At 72.8% G+C, this 21,813-nt stretch carries 19 protein-coding genes; 14 read left to right on the top strand and 5 right to left on the bottom strand.

Annotation, left to right across the window (positions count from 1 at the left end; all coding sequences use genetic code 11):
- Window positions 1–48: 48 nt before the first annotated feature.
- The 3 genes from ACZ79I_RS26605 (at window position 49) to nudC (ending at window position 6,267) form a co-directional block, all read left to right on the top strand.
- Window positions 49–3,744 carry an ATP-dependent helicase gene (locus ACZ79I_RS26605; RefSeq protein WP_471500109.1) on the top strand — a complete coding sequence of 1,232 codons (3,696 nt, stop codon included), beginning with the start codon at window positions 49–51 and terminating at the stop codon, window positions 3,742–3,744.
- A 10-nt stretch (window positions 3,745–3,754) separates the two neighbouring features.
- Window positions 3,755–5,158 carry a dipeptidase gene (locus ACZ79I_RS26610; protein WP_471500111.1) on the top strand — a complete coding sequence of 468 codons (1,404 nt, stop codon included), beginning with the start codon at window positions 3,755–3,757 and terminating at the stop codon, window positions 5,156–5,158.
- A 164-nt stretch (window positions 5,159–5,322) separates the two neighbouring features.
- A complete protein-coding gene (gene nudC, locus ACZ79I_RS26615; RefSeq protein WP_471500113.1) occupies window positions 5,323–6,267 on the top strand; it encodes an NAD(+) diphosphatase in 945 nt (314 codons plus the stop codon).
- Between the two features lie 87 nt (window positions 6,268–6,354).
- Here nudC and ACZ79I_RS26620 read toward each other — a convergent pair whose 3' ends face one another.
- Window positions 6,355–6,597: a mycoredoxin gene (locus tag ACZ79I_RS26620; protein WP_471500115.1), complete on the bottom strand. Its 243-nt coding sequence runs from the start codon at window positions 6,595–6,597 to the stop codon at window positions 6,355–6,357.
- A 199-nt stretch (window positions 6,598–6,796) separates the two neighbouring features.
- On the opposite strand from ACZ79I_RS26620, the gene ACZ79I_RS26625 reads away from it, so the two are divergent.
- From ACZ79I_RS26625 to ACZ79I_RS26640, 4 genes are all read left to right on the top strand, one after another.
- Window positions 6,797–9,001 carry an ATP-dependent DNA helicase UvrD2 gene (locus tag ACZ79I_RS26625; protein ID WP_471500117.1) on the top strand — a complete coding sequence of 735 codons (2,205 nt, stop codon included), beginning with the start codon at window positions 6,797–6,799 and terminating at the stop codon, window positions 8,999–9,001.
- Window positions 9,002–9,167: 166 nt separating this feature from the next.
- Window positions 9,168–9,488, top strand: a complete 321-nt coding sequence (locus ACZ79I_RS26630; protein ID WP_471500119.1) for a hypothetical protein — start codon at window positions 9,168–9,170, stop codon at window positions 9,486–9,488.
- 175 nt (window positions 9,489–9,663) lie between these two features.
- On the top strand, window positions 9,664–10,032 hold the full coding sequence (locus tag ACZ79I_RS26635) for a WhiB family transcriptional regulator (protein WP_471500121.1): 369 nt from the start codon (window positions 9,664–9,666) through the stop codon (window positions 10,030–10,032).
- Window positions 10,029–10,352 carry a hypothetical protein gene (locus ACZ79I_RS26640; protein WP_471500123.1) on the top strand — a complete coding sequence of 108 codons (324 nt, stop codon included), beginning with the start codon at window positions 10,029–10,031 and terminating at the stop codon, window positions 10,350–10,352. Before ACZ79I_RS26635 ends, ACZ79I_RS26640 begins: the two co-directional genes overlap by 4 nt.
- Before the next feature lie 113 nt (window positions 10,353–10,465).
- On the opposite strand, the gene ACZ79I_RS26645 is transcribed toward ACZ79I_RS26640, so the two are convergent.
- Both ACZ79I_RS26645 and ACZ79I_RS26650 read right to left on the bottom strand, forming a co-directional pair.
- The gene (locus tag ACZ79I_RS26645; protein WP_471500125.1) at window positions 10,466–11,827 is read right to left on the bottom strand and encodes an ABC1 kinase family protein; all 1,362 of its coding nucleotides are present in this window, start codon (window positions 11,825–11,827) and stop codon (window positions 10,466–10,468) included.
- Window positions 11,820–13,043 carry a TOMM precursor leader peptide-binding protein gene (locus ACZ79I_RS26650; RefSeq protein WP_471500127.1) on the bottom strand — a complete coding sequence of 408 codons (1,224 nt, stop codon included), beginning with the start codon at window positions 13,041–13,043 and terminating at the stop codon, window positions 11,820–11,822. Before ACZ79I_RS26650 ends, ACZ79I_RS26645 begins: the two co-directional genes overlap by 8 nt.
- A gap of 214 nt (window positions 13,044–13,257) precedes the next feature.
- Between ACZ79I_RS26650 and ACZ79I_RS26655 the strand changes: the two genes are divergently transcribed.
- From ACZ79I_RS26655 to ACZ79I_RS26670, 4 genes are all read left to right on the top strand, one after another.
- Window positions 13,258–13,854 carry a M48 metallopeptidase family protein gene (locus tag ACZ79I_RS26655; protein WP_471500129.1) on the top strand — a complete coding sequence of 199 codons (597 nt, stop codon included), beginning with the start codon at window positions 13,258–13,260 and terminating at the stop codon, window positions 13,852–13,854.
- Between the two features lie 250 nt (window positions 13,855–14,104).
- Window positions 14,105–15,787: a TerD family protein gene (locus ACZ79I_RS26660; RefSeq protein WP_471500131.1), complete on the top strand. Its 1,683-nt coding sequence runs from the start codon at window positions 14,105–14,107 to the stop codon at window positions 15,785–15,787.
- 11 nt (window positions 15,788–15,798) lie between these two features.
- Window positions 15,799–16,479 (top strand): AIM24 family protein, encoded by a 681-nt coding sequence (locus ACZ79I_RS26665; protein WP_471500133.1) that lies wholly within the window; start codon window positions 15,799–15,801, stop codon window positions 16,477–16,479.
- A 16-nt stretch (window positions 16,480–16,495) separates the two neighbouring features.
- Window positions 16,496–17,251, top strand: coding sequence for an AIM24 family protein (locus ACZ79I_RS26670; protein ID WP_471500135.1), 756 nt, complete (start codon window positions 16,496–16,498; stop codon window positions 17,249–17,251).
- A gap of 135 nt (window positions 17,252–17,386) precedes the next feature.
- Here ACZ79I_RS26670 and ACZ79I_RS26675 read toward each other — a convergent pair whose 3' ends face one another.
- Together ACZ79I_RS26675 and ACZ79I_RS26680 are read right to left on the bottom strand one after the other, a co-directional pair.
- Complete coding sequence (locus ACZ79I_RS26675) at window positions 17,387–17,908, bottom strand: NUDIX hydrolase (protein WP_471500137.1); 522 nt, start codon at window positions 17,906–17,908, stop codon at window positions 17,387–17,389.
- Window positions 17,905–19,338 (bottom strand): zinc-dependent metalloprotease, encoded by a 1,434-nt coding sequence (locus tag ACZ79I_RS26680; RefSeq protein ID WP_471500139.1) that lies wholly within the window; start codon window positions 19,336–19,338, stop codon window positions 17,905–17,907. The genes ACZ79I_RS26675 and ACZ79I_RS26680 overlap by 4 nt, the downstream gene beginning before the upstream one ends.
- Window positions 19,339–19,528: 190 nt before the next feature.
- Here ACZ79I_RS26680 and ACZ79I_RS26685 point away from each other — a divergent pair, with 190 nt between their 5' ends.
- From ACZ79I_RS26685 to ACZ79I_RS26695, 3 genes are all read left to right on the top strand, one after another.
- On the top strand, window positions 19,529–20,692 hold the full coding sequence (locus ACZ79I_RS26685) for an SDR family oxidoreductase (protein WP_471500141.1): 1,164 nt from the start codon (window positions 19,529–19,531) through the stop codon (window positions 20,690–20,692).
- 272 nt (window positions 20,693–20,964) lie between these two features.
- Complete coding sequence (locus ACZ79I_RS26690; protein WP_471500143.1) at window positions 20,965–21,426, top strand: molybdenum cofactor biosynthesis protein MoaE; 462 nt, start codon at window positions 20,965–20,967, stop codon at window positions 21,424–21,426.
- Between the two features lie 160 nt (window positions 21,427–21,586).
- On the top strand, window positions 21,587–21,751 hold the full coding sequence (locus ACZ79I_RS26695) for a hypothetical protein (RefSeq protein ID WP_471500145.1): 165 nt from the start codon (window positions 21,587–21,589) through the stop codon (window positions 21,749–21,751).
- Window positions 21,752–21,813 lie beyond the last annotated feature (62 nt).

Here is a 21,813-nt window from a genome sequence, read left to right on the forward strand (position 1 = left end):
GGGCGGCCGGACACGCGATGTCAGTGGTCGCGGCTAGCCTTCTGCGACATGCCCGCCCGTATCACCGATCCCGAGCAGCTCAAGGAGCTCCTCGGCATCCCGTTCACCGCGGAGCAGACGGCCTGCATCACCGCACCGCCCGCTCCGCAGGTGATCGTGGCCGGAGCCGGATCGGGCAAGACCACGGTGATGGCGGCCCGCGTGGTGTGGCTGGTCGGCACCGGCCAGGTCGCCCCGGAACAGGTCCTCGGCCTGACGTTCACCAACAAGGCGGCCGGCGAGCTCGCCGAACGCGTGCGCAAGGCGCTCGTCAGGGCCGGCGTCACCGACCCGGACGCGGCCGACCCCGACCACCCGCCGGGCGAGCCGGTGATCTCCACCTACCACGCCTTCGCGGGCCGGATGCTGACCGACCACGGACTGCGCATCGGGCTCGAACCGGCCTCGCGCCTGCTCGCCGACGCCACCCGCTACCAGCTCGCCGCGCGGGTGCTGCGCGAGGCCCCCGGCCCCTACCCGGCGCTGACCCGTTCCTTCCCCGACCTGGTCAGCGACCTCCTCGCCCTCGACTCCGAACTGTCCGAACACCTCGTACGACCCGAGGACGTGCGCGCGTACGACGCCGACCTGCTGCGCACCCTGGAGGGCGTCAGACTCACCAACGCCGACCTGCGCAAGGTCCCCGAGACGGCCGCCGCCCGCCGTGAACTGGCCCACCTGGTGGACCGCTACCGCGCCGCCAAGCGCGAACGCGACCTCCTCGACTTCGGCGACCAGATCGCCCTCTCCGCGGCCCTCGCCGCCCTGCCCGACGTGGGCCGCATCCTGCGCGACGAGTTCCGCGTGGTCCTGCTCGACGAGTACCAGGACACGTCCGTGGCCCAACGCGTCCTGCTGGCCGGACTGTTCGGCGGCGGCACCGGCCATCCCGTGACCGCCGTGGGCGACCCCTGCCAGGCCATCTACGGCTGGCGCGGCGCGTCCGTCGCCAACCTCGACGACTTCCCCGAACACTTCCCGCACGCCGACGGCCGCCCCGCCACCCGCCAGGCCCTCAGCGAGAACCGCCGCAGCGGCGGCCGGCTCCTCGACCTCGCCAACGGCCTCGCCGGACCGCTGCGCGCCATGCACGCGGGTGTGCAGGCCCTGCGCCCCGCCCCCGGCGCCGAGCGCGACGGACGGGTCCGCTGCGCCCTGCTGCGCACCCACGCCGAGGAGATCGACTGGATCGCCGACTCCCTCGCCCACCTCGTCCGCACCGGCACGGCACCCGGCGAGATCGCCGTACTGTGCCGCACCGCGACCGACTTCCCCCGGATCCAGGGCGCCCTCGTCGCCCGCGACATCCCGGTGGAGGTCGTGGGCCTGTCCGGGCTGCTGCACCTGCCCGAGGTGGCCGACCTCGTCGCCGTCTGCGAGGTGCTCCAGGACCCCGGCGCCAACGCCTCCCTGGTCCGCCTCCTCACCGGCCCGCGCTGGCGCATCGGCCCGCGCGACCTCGCCCTCCTGGGCCGGCGCGCCCGGCTGCTCGTGTCGCACACGCGCGTGGGCGCCGACGACGACCCCGACCGCCGGCTCACCGCGGCCGTCGAGGGCATCGACCCCTCCGAGGTGATATCGCTCGCGGACGCCCTCGACACCTTCCTCGAACTGCCGATGGAGGCCGGCCGGGAGGACGACGGGCTGCCCTTCTCGCCCGACGCGCGCGTACGGTTCGCGCGCCTGGCCGCCGAGCTGCGCGACCTGCGCCGCTCGCTGGCGGACCCGCTGATGGACGTGCTGCACCGGGTGCTCGCCGTCACCGGCCTGGAGGTCGAGCTGTCCGCGTCCCCGCACGCGCTGGCCGCCCGCCGCCGCGAGACCCTCTCCAACTTCCTGGACACCGCCGCGGCCTTCGCCGCCAACGACCCGGACGCCACCCTCCTGGCGTTCCTCGCCTTTCTGCGCACCGCCGCCCAGTACGAGAAGGGCCTCGACAACGCCCTGCCCGGCGGCGAGAACACCGTCAAGGTGCTCACCGCGCACAAGTCCAAGGGCCTGGAGTGGGACGTCGTCGCCGTTCCGGGCCTGGTCAGCGGCACCTTCCCGAGCACGCAGGGCCGCGAGAAGTGGACCGCGCAGGGCAAGGTGCTGCCCCACACCCTGCGGGGCGACGCCGCCACCCTGCCCGACGTCGAGACGTGGGACGCCCGGGGCCTCAAGGCGTTCCACGAGGCCATGAAGGACCACCAGCACACCGAGGAACTGCGCCTCGGCTACGTCACCTTCACACGCCCCCGCTCCCTGCTGCTCGGCTCCGGCCACTGGTGGGGCCCCGCCCAGAAGCGGCCCCGCGGGCCCTCGGACTTCCTCCGGGCGCTCCACGAGCACTGCGCCGCCGGGTACGGCGAGATCGAGGTCTGGGCCGACGAGCCCGGGGAGGACGAGGAGAACCCGGCGCTGCGGGAGGCCGCCGCCGACCACGCCTGGCCCCTCCCGCTGGACCCGGCGGCGCTCGCCCGCCGCCGGGCCGCCGCCGAGACCGTCCTCGCACACCTCGACCGGATCGCCTCCCCCGGCGGTGCCCACCGGGCGGCCCCCCACGACCCCTCGGCGCACGGCGACCCGGAATGGCCGCCCCCGCCGGACGAGGAAGACCTCTACCGAGAGGAGGCGCCCTTCGGGACCGGGGCGCCCTTCGAGACCGAGAGTCCCTACGACGTCAAGGCCCCGTACGACGCCGAGGCCCCGTACGACGCCGAAGTACCCCCGGACGAGTACCCCGAGGGCTTGGCCGATGGCGTCCCGTACGACGTCCCCGAAGACCTCCGCGAAGACCTCCGCGAAGACTTTCCCGAGGACGACGCCCCCGGCGACGCCATGGCGGAAGAGGCCCGCGCCGGCCAGGACCCCTGGAGCACCGGCCGCCCGGCGGAGGCGCCGGAGGCACCCCGCGCGCGCGTGCCCCTCGGCGAGGGCACCGCGACCGTCCCGCACGCCCGTCGGCGCCCGGCCGAGGAAGCCCCGGCGCTCACCCCCGAGGAGGCCCGCACCCTCGTCTCCTGGGACCGCGACCTGGACGCCCTCACCGGAGAGTTGCTGCGGGCCCGCGCGGGCGTCACCGACGTACCCCTGCCGTCGTCGCTGACCGCCTCCCAGGTGCTGCGCCTGGCCGAGGACCCCGACGGGCTCGCGCGCGACCTCGCGCGCCCCATGCCGCGTCCGCCGCAGCCCGCGGCCCGCCGCGGCACCCGTTTCCACGCGTGGGTCGAGGCCCGCTTCGAGGAACTGCGGCTGCCCATGCTGGAGCCGGACGAGCTGCCCGGCGGCAGCGACGCCGAGATCGCCGACGAACGCGACCTGGAGGCCCTCAAGGAGGCGTTCGAACGCACCCCGTACGCGCACCGCACCCCGTACCGCGTCGAGGCGCCCTTCCAGCTCGCCGTGGCCGGGCGCGTCGTGCGCGGACGCATCGACGCCGTCTACCGCGTGGACGACGGCGACGGGACGGCGTACGAGATCGTCGACTGGAAGACCAGCCGCGCTCGCACCGGTGACCCGCTCCAGCTCGCCCTGTACCGGCTCGCCTGGGCCGAACAGCAGGGACTGCCGCTGGAGGCCGTCAAGGCCGCGTTCCTGTACGTCCGAACCGGTGAGGTGATACGCCCCGAGGGGCTCCCGGACCGGGCGGCACTGGAGCGGCTACTGCTGCCGGAGCCCTCCGGCGAGGCACCGGCGGACCGGGCCGCCGGTGCGGGCCGATAGGCTCGCGACCATGAGCGAGACCCCGGACAGCGCCGTCCGCACGTACATCGACCACCACCGCGCCGCCTTCCTCGACGACCTCATGCAGTGGCTGCGCATCCCGTCGGTGTCCGCACAGCCCGAGCACGCCGCGGACGTGCGGAGCAGTGCCGAGTGGCTCGCCGCCAAGCTCCGGGAGACCGGCTTCCCCACCACCGAGGTGTGGCCGACCGACGGTGCCCCAGCCGTCTTCGCCGAATGGCCCTCCGACGACCCGCAGGCACCCACCGTCCTGGTCTACGGCCACCACGACGTCCAGCCCGCCGCCCGCGAGGACGGCTGGGACAGCGACCCCTTCGAGCCGGAGATCCGCGAGGGCCGCCTCCACGCGCGGGGGGCCGCCGACGACAAGGGCCAGGTGTTCTTCCACACGCTCGGGGTCCGCGCCCACCTCGCCGCAACCGGCCGCACCACCCCCGCCGTGCACCTGAAGCTGCTGGTCGAGGGCGAGGAGGAATCCGGCTCCCCGCACTTCCGCACCCTCGTCGAGGAGCACGCGGACCGGCTCGCCGCCGACGCCGTGATCGTCTCCGACACCGGCATGTGGTCCGCGGACACCCCGACCGTGTGCACGGGCATGCGCGGCCTCGCCGAGTGCGAGATCCGGCTCCACGGCCCCGGGCAGGACATCCACTCCGGATCCTTCGGCGGCGGCGTGCCCAACCCCGCCACCGCGGCCGCCCGCCTGGTCGCCGCCCTGCACGACGAACACGCGCGCGTGGCGATACCCGGCTTCTACGACGGCGTCAGCGACCTCACGGACCGCGAACGCGAACTCTTCGCCGAACTGCCCTTCGACGAGGAGCAGTGGCTGCGGACCGCCGCCTCGACCGCCACCCACGGTGAGGCCGGACACACCACCCTGGAGCGCATCTGGGCCCGCCCCACCGCCGAGGTCAACGGCATCGGCGGAGGCTACCAGGGCCCCGGCAGCAAGACGATCATCCCGTCCTCGGCCATGGTCAAACTGTCCTTCCGGCTCGTCGCAGGCCAGGACCCCGAGCACATCGAGAAGGCCGTCCGCGCGTGGGCCGCCGACCGAATGCCCCCCGGGATCCGGCATGAGATCACGTTCGGCGCGGCCACCCGCCCCTGTCTGACGCCCCTCGACCACCCCGCCCTCCAGTCCGTCGTGCGCGCCATGGGCCGCGCCTTCCAGCAGCCGGTCCGCTTCACCCGTGAGGGCGGTTCGGGACCCGCCGCCGACCTCCAGGAAGTCCTCGGCGCGCCCGTGCTGTTCCTCGGCATCTCCGTCCCCTCCGACGGCTGGCACGCCCCCAACGAGAAGGTCGAGCTGGATCTGCTCCTCAAAGGCGTCGAGACCGCCGCATACCTGTGGGGTGACCTGGGGAAGAACCGGCGCGATGGGGACTGACGATCTCGTGGGGCGGACGGCCGCCCGCCCGGGCCGCGCCGCGCGGCACACTGGAAGCACCACCCCACACGCCGCCAGCCCGCCCGACCCGGTCCCCTGCAGCCGTACGTCCCGCTGAACCGCCCGCCGAAACAACCGTTCCACCGGGGGAGTTGGAAGCACCCGTGACCACCTGGACCGACCACACCGCCGACCGGCCCATCTCGCTCACCGCCCCGAGCGGCATCGACCGGGCCGCCCACCACCGCCTCGACGAGGCATGGCTCGCCGCGGCGTGGAGCCACCCCACGACCCGCTGCTTCGTGGTCTCCGGCGGTCAGGTCCTCATCGACGAGACGCCCGACGGCCGGACCGAACTCGTCATGATCCCCTCCTTCGAGGCACCCCTCACGGAGGCCCACCGCTACTTCCTGGGCACCGGCGAGGACGGCGTGAGCTACTTCGCCCTCCAGAAGGACGCCCTCCCGGGCCGTATGGACCAGTCCGCGCGTCCGGCCGGCCTGCGCGAGGCCGGCCTGCTGCTGTCCCCGCGCGACGCGGGCCTGATGGTGCACGCCGTCGCCCTGGAGAACTGGCAGCGCATGCACCGCTTCTGCTCGCGCTGCGGCGAACGCACCGTCATCGCCGCCGCCGGCCACATCCGCCGTTGCCCCGCCTGCGGCGCCGAACACTACCCGCGCACCGACCCCGCGGTGATCATGGCCGTCATCGACGAGGAGGACCGCATCCTGCTCGGCCGCCAGGTGCACTGGCCCGAGGGCCGCTTCTCGACCCTCGCCGGCTTCGTCGAGCCCGGCGAGTCCATCGAGCAGTCCGTGCGCCGCGAGGTCTTCGAAGAGGCCGGCATCACCGTCGGCGCGGTCGAGTACATCGCCAGCCAGCCCTGGCCCTTCCCGTCCAGCCTGATGCTGGGCTTCCTCGCCCGGGCCACCTCCACCGACATCGACGTCGACGGGGACGAGATCCACGAGGCCCGCTGGTTCTCCCGTGAGGAACTGCGCGCCGCCTTCGACTCCGGCGATGTCCTGCCGCCCTACGGCATCTCCATCGCCGCCCGCCTCATCGAGCTCTGGTACGGCAAGCCCCTGCCGAGGAGAGCGACGGTCTGACACAGCCGAGCGCGGCACACGAAGAAGGCGGCCCGCGGGTCACCCCGGGGACCGCCCCGCGCGGCAGCGCCACCGCCCGGCGGCCGCCTACGCGCCGATCTTCCGCTTGACCTGCGCCAGTGACGGGTTCGTGAGCGTCGAACCGTCCGGGAACAGCACGGTCGGAACCGTCTGGTTGCCGCCGTTCGCCTTCTCCACGAACGCCGCGGACGCCGGGTCCCGCTCGATGTTGATCTCGTCGTACACGATGCCCTCACGGTCCATCTGGCTCTTCAGCCGACGGCAGTAGCCACACCACGAGGTGCTGTACATCGTCACAGTGCCCGGCATGTCAGTCGTGCTCCTTCAGGGCTTGGGGTGCGTGGTCGCTGAGGGGGGCAACATACGTGAACCTTCCAGCATTCCCGCCGCCCCGGACAGGGGCCCGCCGACTGCGTCACACGAGACGCCCGCCGTATTCGTACGACCGCAGACGCCTCCCTGTGGACAACCGCCGCACCCTTCTCCGTCGGCCTGGCAGCATGGCGGGGTGACAGCAGCAACGCACTCCCCCCTCTTCCCGCGAGTACCGGACTCGGCCGACGCGGTGCTCGAAGGGCTCGACCCCGAGCAGCGCGAGGTGGCCACCGCCCTGCACGGCCCGGTGTGCGTGCTGGCGGGCGCCGGCACCGGCAAGACGCGGGCCATCACCCACCGCATCGCCTACGGCGTCCGCGCCGGCATCCTGCAGCCCTCCAGCGTGCTCGCCGTCACCTTCACCAACCGCGCGGCCGGAGAGATGCGCGGCCGCCTCCGCCAGCTCGGCGCCGCCGGCGTCCAGGCCCGCACCTTCCACTCCGCGGCCCTGCGCCAGCTGCAGTACTTCTGGCCGAAAGCCGTCGGCGGCACCCTCCCGAAGATCATCGACCGTAAGATCCAGATCGTCGCGGACGCGGCCGCCGCCTGCCGCGTCCGCCTCGACCGCAACGAACTGCGGGACGTCACCGCCGAAATCGAATGGTCCAAGGTCACCCAGACGGTCCCGGCCGACTACGCGGCCGCGGCCGCCAAGGCGGGCCGCGAAGCCCCCCGCGACCCCGCCGAGATCGCTCAGCTCTACGCCGCCTACGAAGACCTCAAGCGCGACCGCGGCGTCATCGACTTCGAGGACGTCCTGCTCCTCACGGTCGGCATCCTCCAGGACCGGCACGACATCGCGGACGCGGTCCGCGCCCAGTACCAGCACTTCGTGGTCGACGAATACCAGGACGTCAGCCCACTCCAGCAGCGCCTGCTGGAGCTGTGGCTCGGCGACCGCGACAGCCTGTGCGTCGTCGGTGACGCCAGCCAGACCATCTACTCCTTCACCGGCGCCACCCCGGACCACCTCCTCGACTTCCGCATCCGCCACCCCGCGGCCACCGTCGTCAAACTGGTCCGCGACTACCGCTCCTCGCCCCAGGTCGTCCACCTCGCCAACGGTCTCCTCGCCCAGGCCCGCGGCCGCGCCGCCGACCACCGCCTCGAACTGATCTCCCAGCGCGCCTCCGGCCCCGAGCCCGTCTACAGCGAATACGGCGACGAACCCGCCGAAGCGGAAGGCACCGCCCGGCGCATCCGCGACCTGCTCGCCGCCGGCGTGCCCGCCTCCGAGATCGCGGTCCTGTTCCGCACCAACGCGCAGTCCGAGATCTACGAACAGGCCCTCGCGGACGCCGGAGTGCCCTATCAGCTGCGCGGCGCCGAGCGGTTCTTCGACCGTCCCGAGGTGCGCAAGGCGGGCATCGCCCTGCGCGGCGCGGCCCGTTTCGGTGCCAACGACACCCTCCTCGACGGCGCCGTCGACCTGCCCTCCCAGGTGCGCGCCGTCCTCTCGGGCGAGGGCTGGACCGCCGCACCGCCCGCCGGATCGGGAGCCGCCCGGGAGCGCTGGGAGTCCCTGGCCGCGCTGGTGAACCTGGCGCAGGACTTCGCCGCGGCCAGACCCGGTGCCACCCTCGCCGACCTCGTGGCGGAACTCGACGAGCGGGCCGGCGCCCAGCACGCCCCGACCGTACAGGGCGTCACCCTCGCCTCACTGCACTCCGCCAAGGGCCTGGAATGGGACGCCGTCTTCCTCGTCGGGGTCGCCGAGGGCATGATGCCGATCACCTACGCGAAGACCGGCGAGCAGATCGAGGAGGAGCGCCGCCTGCTCTACGTCGGCGTCACCCGCGCCAGGGAACGGCTCCATGTCTCCTGGGCGCTGTCCCGCTCACCCGGCGGCCGCCCCAACCGGCGGCCCAGCCGCTTCCTCGACGGGCTCCGACCCGGCTCGTCCGGCGCGGGCCGTACCCCGATCGGCGGTACCGGGGGGGCCGGCGGCGTCGAACGGGGCCTCGGCACCGTCGCTACGGCCGGCGTTCCGCGCCGTACCAGCAGAACCCCGGCCCGCTGCCGGGTCTGCGGACGCACGCTGTCCGAGGCCGGTGAGATGAAACTGATGCGCTGTGACGACTGTCCCTCCGACATGGACGAGGGTCTGTACGAGCGGCTGCGCGAGTGGCGGGCCGTCCAGGCGCACCGCAGCGGACAGCCCGCCTTCTGCGTCTTCACCGACCGAACCCTGATCGCGATCGCCGAGGCCGCCCCAGGCGACGAGCGCGAGCTGGCGCGTATTCCGGGGGTCGGGGTCCGCAAGCTCAACCGCTACGGGGCCGATGTTCTGGCCATCTGCGCAGGTCGCGATGGTGCGGCAGGGGACGGCGACGACTGATACGAACTCGTCGAGAAAATAGTTTGCGCATGCCCGGGCAATCCCCATAGGTTCTTAGGCACGGGAACGGCGGCCTTCTCGAAGGCCCCGGTTCCGTGCTGTACTTGCTACCCGTCGGACTGGCTTCACCTCCAGTCCCCCGAGACGCCGAGAGGAGGCGATTGAAGTGATCAGCATCACCACCAGCTCCATCCGCACCGTCAAAATGACCGATCGCTCGGTCGTCTCCACGTGTCTGCTCGGCGGCTTCGACCTGGGCACCGGTCTGTCCGGCATCCGTGCCGTCCGTCCGGTGTCCCCCATGTCTCTCGCGGATCTTCCCGTCCGTGAGCGCAATGAGCGACCGACCAAGGCACTGGAAGCAGTAGCGGCACAGGCACGGGCCTATGCCTTTGCGGCGGCCGGTGCCGGATTCCGGAAGCAGACGACGCAGCACCACCTGATGTGGGCCTTCCGTGGGCCAAAACCCTGGAGTGATCCAGCCTGATCGCCGATCAGGCCGGCGCCTTCAGGGCCGCGGAACCCCATCCGGGATCCGCGGCCCTTCTGTTTTCCCCGAACGGGGATGGCGGAGCGAAGGGGCCTCGGGACAGAGCAGAACCCGGTACCCAGCCGACAACCGGTCCAACAGGACCGGAACGACCAGACGAGGAAGACGAACCGTGCAACTCGAAGCGCACGCCCCGTCCGTACCGCCTTCCGACACGATCCCCCCGCCCGGCCTCACGGAGGACTCCACCTTGACCCCGCTCACCGCGCTCACCGCGCTCGACGACGCCATCGAGAACCTCGGCGTACCCGTCCCCTGCCGCTCCTACGACCCGGAGGTCTTCTTCGCCGAGTCGCCGGCCGACGTCGAGTACGCCAAGTCCCTCTGCCGCACCTGCCCGCTGATCGAGGCGTGCCTCGCCGGGGCCAAGGAGCGGCGTGAGCCCTGGGGCGTCTGGGGTGGCGAGCTCTTCGTCCAGGGTGTCGTCGTCGCCCGGAAGCGGCCGCGTGGCCGCCCGCGCAAGAACCCGGTCATGGCATGAGCACCGCAGGAACGATCGACCGCCCCCTCACGTACGACCCCACGAAGCAGGCCCCGATGAAGCCGTCCACCAGCGAGCCCGCAGGCTCCGCGATCCCAGGTGTCACCACCACCGGCGCGAGCGCCTCGCGCCAGAACAGGACCCGAGAGATGCAACTCATCCCAGAAGCCCTGGCTCGTGCGCATATGCACGAGCGGCTGCACGAGGCCGAGCGGGAACGACGGGCCGTGCGCCTGGCGGTGGCCCGCCGGATGCAGCGCCGGGCCGAGCGCGCCTCGCTGCGCGCCCGCCGTGCGCTCGCCATGGCCGTCATGCAGTAGCCCACGACGCGGGGCAGCAGGAGAGCGTGCGGGGGCCGGTCCTAACGGACCGGCCCCCGCGGTGCGTTGTGAGCGCCCAACGGCGCCGCGGCGACAGCGGTCGCCCGGCCCGCTCACGCCTCCGCGGCGGGTTCCTCCTCCGGCAGGAAGCCCGGCAGCCACTCTTCCAGTTCGTCGCGCAGACGCACCGTCGCGCCCAGTTGGCACAGGACCCCGATCGTGCTCAGCGTCACCCGGTGGATCAGGAGGTACGCCGGGGGAAGGTTCAGCCGTTTGCCGAGCTGGTAGGCGGGGGAGCGGGGGTCGGCGACGCGGGCCGCCTGGCTGCGCATCCAGCCCCGGGTGAAGGTGAACTCATCGGCCTGGGCGGGTTCGATGATCGGCAGGAGGTAGTCGAGGACCGCGTCGGGGTCGAGGTCGATGGAGTCCTTGACGAAGCCCTCCTCGCAGAGCAGTTCATAGACCGACTGGGCGTCACCCTCCAGGGTCAGGCGCAGGGAGTGGCCGATCGGTGTCGGCAGCCCCTCGGACAGGCGGTCGACCGTCCCGAAGTCCAGGACGCCCAGACGCCAGCTCTCCTTGCCGCCGGAACCGTCTGCGCCGGGGAGGAGGCGGAAATTGCCCGGGTGCGGGTCGGCGTGCAGGAGACCCGTGCGGGCGGGGCCGGAGAAGAGGAAGCGGGCCAGCAGCTGGCCGGCGCGGTCCCGCTGCTCCTGGGTGCCCTCGGCGATCACCTCCGACAGCGGTATGCCGTCGATCCACTCGGAGACGAGGACCTGGTCGCACTGGTGCACCACGGCCGGCACCAGGACATCCGGGTCGCCCGCGAACTCCTCCGCGTGCGTGCGCTGGGCCTGCGCCTCCAGCGCGTAGTCCAGCTCCTCGGAGACGCGATCGCGCAGCTCCGTGATCAACGGCTTGATGTCCATGCCGGGGACCAGGGGGCCCAGCAGGCGGGCGAAACGGCTGAGCTGGGTCAAATCGGAGAGCAGCGCGTCACCCGCTCCCGGGTACTGGACCTTGACCGCGACCTCCCGGCCGTCGTGCCACACCCCGCGGTGCACCTGCCCGATCGAGGCCGCCGCCGACGGCTTGTCCTCGAACTCCAGGAACAGCTCGTGCCAGTCCTCGCCGAGCCGCTCCTCCAGCACGGCGTGCACCGTGCGCGTGGGCATCGGCGGTGCAGCCTCCTGAAGCTTGGTGAGCGCGGCGCGGTAGGGGCCGGCGACCTCCTCGGGCAGCGCGGACTCGAAGACGGACAGTGCCTGCCCGAACTTCATCGCGCCGCCCTTGAGCTCGCCGAGCACCTTGAACAGCTGCTCGGCCGTCCGCTGCTGCAGTTCGCGGCCGACGATCTCCGCGGACTCGCCGACGATCCGTTTGCCGAGTCCCCAGGTGGCCCGCCCGGCGAAGCCGAGCGGGAGCGCGGCGAGCTTGGCGGTACGGGTGACCGCCTTCCGGGGAAGATCAGACATGCGCCCTCCAGGTCCCAGACAGCCGTGCCGCGTGTGCCCTGCGGGGCAAGGTCCTCGACGGCCATTGCTCCGCCATTGTCTCGTGCGGGCCCCCGTTCTTTGCGGTGTGTTCTCCCTTACCTTTGTCCGCCGCGCCGCATCCGCATGCGGAATGGGCCCATACCGGCCGGGCGTGCCAGTCCAGCCGGGGCACGGACGTCTCCCAGCGGGCGCCCGCGCTGGAGGGCGGTTCGCCGTCCAGGAAGGCGAGCGCGTGCCCGGCGGCGACTCCCGCGACCGCGGTCGCCAGGGCGAGGTCGCACGCCTGGACCTGCCGCGGCCGGCCCGAGCGCCACTGGGCGACCAGCCTCGGCCAGGTCTCGTCACGGTCGGCACGGGTCCGCTCCAGGCAGCCCGCGCAGCCCGTCCGGCCAGGCAGGACGAACGGGCCGACCACTCCCGTGCCCTCCACGACACCCGCGTACAGATGGGGTGTGCCGGAGCCGATCAGCGGCTCGGCGGTGAACGGGTCGGGCGCGTGGACGGCGAGGCCGTCGCGCGGCGCCAGGACCACCAGGGAGAAACCGGCGCCCGGGTCGTCGTGCGGACCGCGCCGTGATGCGCGCTCCCGGCGCGGTGGCCGGTCCGGGGCGGCCGCGCGTACCACGCGGCGGGCCGCCTCCTCCCTGCGCCGGCCGACCGAGTCCGCGGGCAGGCCGCCCGGTGCCACGTCCCATGGCTCGACGCAGCCCGTGTCGCGGACGTCGACCTCGCCGACGCCGGCGCCCGCCAGCAGCGAGGCGAGGACGGCCCCCACCCGTCCCGCGCCGCGGACCTGGACGCGCAGGGAGCGGCGTGCGGCCAGTCGCCGGGCGGGCTCCCCGGGTGTGCGGGTCACCAGGGACAGCGACGCGAGATCGGGGCGGAGGCGGTCCAGGACGGCCGCTTTCGAGCGGAGGGCGTCGGCCCGGGAACCGCCGCCCGTCGCGTCGTCCAGCAGGCCCGCGCCGGAGAGGCGGTCCACCAGCGCGTCCACGTGGCCGTCGGGCAGACCGGCGCGGCGGGCCTCCTCGCGCAGCAGCGGCAGCCCGCGGGTGCCGTCGAGCAGGCCGAGGAAGCTGCCCGTCGCCGTGTCCACCGGCCCCAGCACCATGGCGTGCGCGGGTGTCATCCCGAATTGCACGGTGTTCAGATCACGCCAGCCGCGCCGCAGCGCGGGCTTCATCATCGGATGCATGAGCGACCCCCGTCGTTTGTCGTGCGGTCCCGTTCGTCGGCGGATGTGCCGGTCTGCCGACGTATGTCAGCATGCCTGCAACGGCCGGGGGCGTGCGGGAAGTTGTCCACAGGTGGAAGTGTTCGTCGTACAAATCAAGCGCACGGGGTGTGGATCCGCACGGAACCGTCCCGGAGGCGGGACTTCCCCCGTGCGCAGCGGGTAACGTCAGGGCGTGCCCGCCGACCCACTGCACCGCGCCGGAACGCCACAGCGCAGCACGACGAGCCAGCCGCCGGGCGGCTCGGGGGCGAGCGCGATCGAGGTCCGCAGGAGCGCGCGACGGCGCAGAACGGTCTCCGCGTACCGCGAGGGCGATCGCACCGTCGTACTCATCCCCGCCCGGATGTCCGAGGCGGAGGAGCAGCGCTGGGTGAACGTCATGCTCGACAAGCTGGCGGCCCAGGAGAGCAAGCGGGTGATCGGCGACGCCGAACTGGCCGAGCGCGCCGAGCGGCTGTCGCTGCAGTATTTCGACGGGCGGGCGCGGGCCGCCTCGGTGCGCTGGGTCACCAACCAGAACACGCGCTGGGGGTCGTGCACCCCGTCCGAAGGCAGCATCCGTCTGTCGCACCGGTTGCAGGGCATGCCCGAGTACGTCGTCGACTACGTCCTGCTGCACGAGCTCGCGCATCTGCTCGTACCGGGACACGGGCCGCGCTTCTGGCGGCTGCTGGAGGCGTATCCGCGCACGGAGCGCGCCCGCGGCTACCTGGAGGGGGTCGTCGCGGCGGACCGGCTGCCACGCCAGGCCGCGCCGCGCGAGGAGTAGCCGCCACGGCCTTGCTTCGAACGCCTTGCTTCGAACGCCTTGCTTCGAAGGGTCCGCGTTGAACTCCCCGCGTTGAACTCCCCGCGTCGAACGGTCCGCGCACCGGCCGGTCCGCGCGGCGGGTGAGCCCGCGAAGCTGTCTGGAAGAGGCGGTTGTGTACCGGGTCTGTACCGGCTTCCTCCGTTCCCCGGGTTTGCCGTTAGCCTGGCGCGACGCACTCACATTCGGGATGGGGGACGGTCGTTACGCATGGCCAGGGAATTCCAGCGCGGCCACAAGGCCAGGATCAGTGACCTCACCACGGGCACGGATCTGTACATAGGCGTACAGATCTCCGGGCCCGGACTGACCTTCGACATCAGCTGCTTCGGTCTGGACGCCGACGAACGGCTTTCGGACGACCGGTACTTCGTCTTCTTCAACCAGCCGAAGACCCCGGAGGAGGCCGTCCAGCTCCTCGGTCCTCAGGCGGGCGACGCGGAGTCCTTCCGGGTCACGCTCGACAGGATCCCGCCGCAGATCCAGAAGCTGTCCTTCACGGCGACGATCGACGGCGCCGGGCAGATGTCGCAGATCTCCCCCGGATACCTGCGGATCGTCGCGGGCGGTGAGGAAGTGGCCCGCTACTCGTTCAGCGGTTCGGAGTTCACCACCGAGCGCGCGGTCATGCTGGGCGACTTCTACCTGAAGGACGTCTGGCGCTTCGCCGCGGTCGGCCAGGGCTTCGACGGCGGTCTTGAAGCGCTGCTGAGGAACTTCGGCGGCGAGGTCCTGGAGGAGGAGGCGCCCGCCCCGGCGCAGCAGCAGCCGGCCGGTGCCGCCCCGGGCTTCGCACCGCCCGCCCAGGCAGCCGCGCCCTCGTTCGCCGCCCCGGCCGCCCCGGCACCGGTCCCGGCCCCCGCCCCGCAGCAGCCGCAGCCCGCGCCGCAGGGCTTCGCGCCGCCCCCCGCGCCCGCGCCCCCCGCGCCCTCGGCCCCGGCGCCGTCGGTGCACGCCGCGCCGACCATTGTCGCGCCCTTGCACACCCCGCCCGGCGGGACCGTGCCGCCGCCGGGCCCCGCGCCGTACGCCCAGCCGCCCGGGCAGCCCGGGCCGCCGCCCGGCTACGGCCAGCAGCCGCCCGCACCGACGCCGCCCGGCTACGGTCAGCAGCCCCCGGCCGCGCCCCCCGGCTACGGCCAGCAGCCGCCGTACGGCCAAGCCCCGGGCCCGTACGGCCAGCCCGGCGCCCCCTCCCCGTACGGCGCTCCCCAGGGTGCCCCGCAGGGCGGTGCCGGAGTGGCCGCCGCACTGCAGGCCTTCAAGGAGACGCCCACCGGGCAGCGGTGGACGCAGCAGAACAAGAAGCTCGTCCGTGTCGACCTCGGTATCGGCGGCCAGCCGGTGCTGGCCCGCCAGGGCAGCATGGTGCTCTACCAGGGCAAGGTCGACTTCAGCTACAAGGGCGCCGGCTTCGCCGGGCGGATCGTGGGCAACGCCACCGGCCAGGAGATGCAGCTGATGCGCTGCACCGGCCAGGGCCAGGTGTTCCTCGCCGAGAACGCCACCCATCTGCACCCGATCGAACTCCAGGGCGACGCCATCTGCGTCTCCGCGGAGAACGTCCTCGCCTTCGACGAGTCCCTCCAGCACGAGGTCAGGCGCATCGAGGGACACGGCATTCCCGGCGGCGCGCTGTTCACGATGCAGTTCCAGGGCACGGGGACGATCGTCGTGAAGACGCACGGCACGCCCGTGGTGCTCCCCGTCACCCCGACGACGTTCGCCGACTGCAACGCGGTCGTCGCCTGGTCGGCCGCCGCCCAGGTGATCGTCTCCAGCCAGGTGCGCATGCGCCGCAACGCCTACCCCGGAGACACCGGGGAGAGCGTGAACCTGCAGTTCCGGGCGGCGCCCGGCAATTTCGTCGTCGTCCAGCCGTACGAGGTCTGAGGGAGCCCGTCATGAACCAGCCGCTCGCGGGCTACGCCCCCGCACCCGTCAGCGCCCGCATGGAGAACCACGGCAGCCACATGCTCAAGGTCGCCATGCAGACCGGGAACGACCTCCTCGCGCGTGTCGGATCCATGGTCGCCTACGAAGGGTTCATCCAGTACGAGCCCAACCCTCCGGCCGTGCGCCAGATCGCGCGGGACTGGATCACGGGCGAGGGCGCGCCGCTCATGAAGTGCTCCGGCGACGGTCTGCTCTACCTCGCCGACTACGGGGCGAACGTCGTCGTCATCAACCTGGGCGGCGACGCGATCTCCGTCAACGCCACCAACCTGCTCGCCTTCGACGCGCACCTGCAGTGGGGCGTCGAACGCGTCAAGGGGCTCGCCAAGTTCGCCGGGCAGGGCCTGTGGAACACGAAGATCTCCGGGCAGGGCTGGGTCGCACTGACCTCCCGGGGCAAGCCGATCGTCGTCGACTGCGGTGGCGGCGAGGACGAGACGTACGTCGACCCGGACGCCCTCGTCGCCTGGTCCCCGAACCTGAAGGTGAAGGGCAAGCGCAGCTTCAAGGCGCAGTCGCTCATCGGGCGCGGCAGCGGCGAGGCGTACCAGATGGCGTTCTCCGGGCAGGGCATCGTGGTCGTCCAGCCCAGCGAGGACAGCACCGACCGCCTCCGGATCCGGGGCTGAGGGGGAACCGCACACCATGCAGAGCACGCTTTTCGGCTACAACGAGCAGCAGACCCAGGAGCGCTACAGCCTGCAGAACACGCAGATGCTGCGCATCGTCCTGGAGGGCCACGACGACATCCTGGCGCGCAAGGGCACCATGGTCGCGTACCAGGGTCTCGTCGAGTTCGACGCCGAGTACCAGAACAGCAGCCAGCAGCGCGCGCGTGCGTACACGGGCGAGGGGCTGGACCTGATGCGCTGCCACGGGCAGGGCACCGTGTACCTGGCGAACCTCGCGCAGTACGTGCACATCATGGACGTCGAGCAGGACGGGCTCACCGTCGACAGCAGCTACGTCCTGGCGATGGACTCCTCGCTGCACCACGAGGTCATCGCCGTGGACAGCCAGTACGGCATCTCCGGCTCCGGCAAGTACCAGCTCAACATCACCGGCCGCGGCAAGGTCGCCCTGATGACGTCGGGCGCGCCCCTGCTCATGCAGGTCACGCCGGACAAGTACGTCAACTGCGACGCCGACGCCATCGTCGCCTGGTCCACCGGCCTGCGGGTGCAGATGCAGGCCCAGACGCACTCCTCGGGGGTGTGGCGCCGCCGCGGCAACACCGGTGAGGGCTGGGAGCTCAGCTTCATGGGCAGCGGGTTCGCGCTCGTCCAGCCCAGCGAGCTGCTGCCGCCGCAGAACGCGATGATCGGCCAGGGGCTGCGGGCCCAGTACGGCATGGGACAGCACGGGGCGCGCGCGCAGAACCAGGGCAACGTCTGGAGCTGACCGGACGGTTCCCGGGAGGCCGTCCGGGACGCACCGGCAGACGCACAGGTGAGGGGCCGGCCGCCGTCGCGGCCGCCCCTCACATGCGGTCGAGCCCCGCGGGCGAGCCCGTGTGGCCGAGACCCCGGCCGGGCGTCACAGCCTCGCGCGCGTGGCCTCCAGCAGGCGGACGACGGACCCGTCCGCCACGTCCGACACCTCGTGGTAGGGGAACCAGCGCACATCCAGCGACTCGTCGCTGACCGCGTACTCGGCACCGGGCGGCGCCACCACGGCGTACTGCACGTCGAAGTGCCAGTGGCACGGCGCGGGAATCCGGTGCCGGTCCAGACGCACCGGGCCGCCCGGAAGCGGCTCCAGCCCGGCGATGCCGGACTCCTCCACGGCCTCGCGCAGCGCCGCCGCGCCGAGCGTCGCGTCGCCCGGTTCGCAGTGGCCGCCCGTCTGCAGCCACATCCTCAGCTTCCTGTGCAGCGTGAGCAGCACCCGGCCGCGCTCCGGATCGACGACCAGCGCGCTGGCCGTGACGTGTCCGGCGTGGCACGACTTCCACACGCCGTCCGGATGCGCCGCAAGGTGGTCCAGATACGCCTGGCGCAGCTCCTGCTGGTCCTCGTACCCCTTGAGCACGAGGACCGCGTCGTCGTACAGGCTCACTCGGCGTCGTCGTCCTTGTGGAGGTCCGGCTTCTGCGCGGAGCCGCCGTCCGTCGCCGGGCCGCCGCCCGCCGCCTCGCCGAGCATCTTGTCCAGCTCCGAGAAGTCCAGCTGCTCGCGGTGCACGAAGCCGTCCGGGTCGTCCAGGTCGGAGGCCGTCGGCAGCATGTCCGGGTGCGCCCACAGGGCGTCACGGCCGTCCACGCCGCGCGCGTCCGTGAGCGACGCCCACAGGCGGGAGGCGTCCCGCAGACGGCGCGGGCGCAGCTGCAGACCGATCAGCGTGGCGAACGTCTGCTCGGCCGGGCCACCCGTGGCACGGCGGCGGCGCAGGGTCTCGCGCAGCGCGTCCGCGGACGCCAGACGCGGCTTCGCGGCCGCGTGCACCACGGCGTCCACCCAGCCCTCGACAAGCGCCAGCGCGGTCTCCAGACGGGCCAGCGCGGCCTTCTGCTCCGGTGTGTCCTCCGGCTGGAACATGCCCTGCTGGAGCGCCTGCTGCAGCTCCTCCGGATTCTGCGGGTCGAACTGGCCGACCACGTCCTCCAGCTTCGCCGTGTCGACCTTGATGCCGCGGGCGTAGCCCTCGACCGCGCCGAACAGGTGCGAGCGCAGCCACGGCACATGCGCGAACAGCCGCTGGTGGGCGGCCTCGCGCAACGCGAGATACAGCCGCACCTCCTCCATCGGCACGCTCAGGTCCTTGCCGAACGCCTCGATGTTCAGCGGCAGCAGCGCGGCCTTGCCGGACGGGCCGAGCGGCAGGCCGATGTCGGTCGAGCCGACGACCTCGCCCGCGAGCACGCCCACGGCCTGCCCGATCTGCGTACCGAACATGGCGCCGCCCATGGAGCGCATCATGCCGATGAGCGGGCCCGCCATGGCCTGCATCTCCTCCGGCAGGACATCGCCCATGGCCGCGCCGACCCGCTCGGCGACCGGGTCGACGAGCTCCTTCCACACCGGCAGGGTCGCCTCGACCCACTCCGCCCGGCTCCAGGCCACGGCGGAACCCGCGCCGGACGGCAGCGACGTCGCTCCGTCGAGCCACAGGTCGGCGAGGCGGACGGCCTCCTGGACTGCGGAGCGCTCGCCGGGGCTCACGCTCGCGTCCTTCGTGCCGTCCGCGGTGCCCTGGGAGACCGTCTGGCGGGCGATCTGCTTGGCCATGTCCCAGTTCACCGGGCCGCCCTCGTACGAGAGCATCTGGCCCAGTTGCTGGAAGGCGGCGCCCAGGTCGCTGGGGTTCAGGGATCCGAACATCGCGGCGAGCGGGTTGTCGGCGCCGGCGCCGCCGGCTCCGGACGGCCCGAAGCCGAACGGGTTGGCCGGACCCTGACCACCGCCGCTCTGCTGGTCCTTCTTCTTGCCCTCGTCGCCGTTCTCCGGCTCCTCCGGCGGAAGGCCGAATCCGAATGGGGTGTCACTCACGGGATTCCTCGGCTGGTAAGGCCACCGGCTCCTCCGGCGGCTGGCTGCCCGACAACACCACCCAGCGTAGACACCCCGGCCCGATCGGGCCTGAGTGCTTCGCCGACACCTGGCCTGCGGCAGGATGGATGCCACCTGGTACGCACGCGTGCACCGCGTCCGTACTGAAGACAACCGCTGGAGACGCCCGGTGAGTTCCCCAGATCCGCAGGTTCGCGCAGCGCGAAACCGTTCAGCCCGCCCGTCACCCGACCAAGGTCCCCGGGCGGCGCCGCTGCGCGCCGACGAGCCCACGGCGGTCCGCGGACCCGTCGTCGCGGTCACCGGCGCCGCGTCCGGCGTCGGCGCGCTGCTCACCGAGCGGCTTGCCGCCTGCGAGGAGATCAAGCAGGTCGTGGCGATCGACGAGCGGCGCGGGGAGTGCGAGGCGGCGCAGTGGCACATCCTGGACGTGCGCGACCCGGCGATCGCGGACAAGCTGCGGGGCGCGGACGTCGTGGTGCACCTGGCCCTCGACCTGGATCTGGAGACCGATCCGGCGGCCCGCACCGCGTACAACGTCCGGGGGACGCAGACCGTGCTGACGGCCGCGGCGGCGGCCGGAGTGCACCGGGTGGTGCTGTGCACGTCCGCGATGGTGTACGGCGCCCTGCCCGACAACGAGCTGCCGCTGTCCGAGGACGCCGAGCTGCGGGCGACGGCCGAGGCGACCGCGGTCGGTGACCTGCTGGAGATCGAGCGGCTCGCGCGGCGGGCGCCACGGGCCCACCCGGGACTGAACGTCACCGTGGTGCGGCCGGCCGTCCTGGTAGGCGGCACGGACACCGCGCTGACCAGGTACTTCGAGTCGCCGCGGCTGCTGGTGGTGGCCGGGTCGAGGCCGGCGTGGCAGTTCTGCCACGTCGAGGACCTGTGCAGCGCCCTGGAGTACGCCGTCCTGGAGAAGGTCGACGGTGAACTGGCCGTCGGGTGCGACGGGTGGCTGGAGCAGGAGGAGGTCGAGGAGCTGAGCGGGATCCGGCGGATGGAGCTGCCGTCGGCGGTCGCCCTGGGGGCGGCGGCCCGGCTGCACCGGATCGGGCTGACGCCCTCGCCCGCCGGGGACCTCGCGTACACCATGTACCCCTGGGTGGTGAGCGGCAGCCGGCTGCACGACGCCGGGTGGCGGCCGCAGTGGACGAACGAGGAGGTCCTCGCGGAGCTGCTGGAGGAGGTGGCGGGACGGCACACCGTCGCGGGCCGGCGGCTCGGCCGCAAGGACGCGACGGCGGCGGGGGCGGCCGGTGCGACCGTCGCCCTGCTGGGTGCGGCCGCGGTGGTGCGGCGGGCACGGAAGGCCCGGCGGCGCATCTGAGGGACCCGGCACCGGTCCCCCGGCGCGGGCCGCTGGATGCGCCAGGGCTCCGGGCCGTCGTGGCGCAGGGACACCGGAGGTGCGGTACGGCGTGGTGCGGCGGGACGGGCCGGGCCGGGCCGGAAGGGGCCTCGGCCGCGTGGTGCGGACCGCCCGAGAAGCCGGCGCAGGCCGCGCGCCGGCCGCAGGAGCCCCGCTCCCACGCGTGTGACTCGCGCGCAATCTGAAGAACCGCTGTTCCCGCCCTTCGCGGTGTGAGGCACGATGGGGCCATGGCACCAAACAGCGACCACCCCGGTGAGCGGGTGGCGGACGATCCCATCAAGCTGCTCGCGATCCGCGACACACCCCTATCCGTCGACGAGGTGTTCCGGGCCGTCGGGGACGACGCCGCCGGCGGCACCGCCCTGTTCGTCGGAACCGTGCGCAACCACGACGGCGGGGCCGACGTCGAGGAACTGGGCTATTCCTGCCATCCCACCGCCGAGGCCGAGATGCGGCGGATCGCCGAGAAGGTGGTCGCGGAGTACCCGGTGCGGGCGCTCGCGGCCGTGCACCGCGTGGGGGACCTACAGGTGGGCGACCTCGCGGTCGTCGTCGCCGTGGCGTGCCCCCACCGGGGCGAGGCGTTCGACGCCTGCCGCCGGCTGATCGACGACCTCAAGCACGAGGTGCCCATCTGGAAGCACCAGAGGTTCTCCGACGGCACGGAGGACTGGGTCGGCGCCTGCTGAGCCCGGCTCTGCGCGTCCTTTCGCCTCTCTTCCCATGGGCCCACCGATCTCTCACCGTCCTCCGGTTGCGTAACCGGACCCCTGGCGTGAGCGTTGAGACTGCGGATGATTAATCTGCTGATCAGTCAGTTGCGGTCGCTCATGGGGTTGGGAGGTCGGCATGGCGGCGCTCGCCTGGTTGCTGATTCCGTTTTTGGCCGCGATCGGCGCCGGACTGTGGGGCAGTTGGGTCAGCCGTCACCGCACGACGGCGGGTGACGGCTCCGAGCTCGCCGGGTACGCACGTTTCCGCGAGGCCATGGAGAAGTCCCACACGGGCGGCTGAGCGCCCGGGAACCCAGGGGGCCGTCCGCTCCTACGGACGGCCCCGACGGTGCATCGACGGGA

Source organism: Streptomyces sp. PSU-S4-23 (assembly GCF_055632315.1).